The organism is Psychrobacter sp. W2-37-MNA-CIBAN-0211, from assembly GCF_040309405.1.
In the GTDB taxonomy this organism is placed as follows: domain Bacteria; phylum Pseudomonadota; class Gammaproteobacteria; order Pseudomonadales; family Moraxellaceae; genus Psychrobacter; species Psychrobacter glaciei.
The window spans coordinates 1-235 of record NZ_JBEOOU010000589.1; the positions used below are offsets into that span (position 1 = coordinate 1).

Annotated in this window: 1 protein-coding gene; it reads right to left on the minus strand. The window is 60.9% G+C overall.

Annotation, left to right across the window (positions count from 1 at the left end; genetic code table 11):
* A partial coding sequence (locus tag AAEY72_RS16365) for a DUF1329 domain-containing protein (protein ID WP_352311746.1) occupies positions 1–235 on the minus strand: 235 nt, incomplete at both ends.

The window sequence follows — 235 nt, forward strand, 5'->3', positions numbered from 1 at the left end:
TCTTTGACCTGGTCCAGGGTTTCGTGCACCAGCAGCACACCACCGGCCAGGCGCGCTGGCGCAGTCACTTGCTGCTTGAAGTAGAACAGCACGTTGCCTGGGTTTTTCGGATCGAAGTCCTTCATCTTGTCGCGGAACACGAACTGGTCGCGGAAGTACACCAGGCTGTAGGAACCGTTGGTTTGCGGGGTGGCCTGGGTGACCAGGTGGGTGACGCTGCCGCCGCGATAACGGG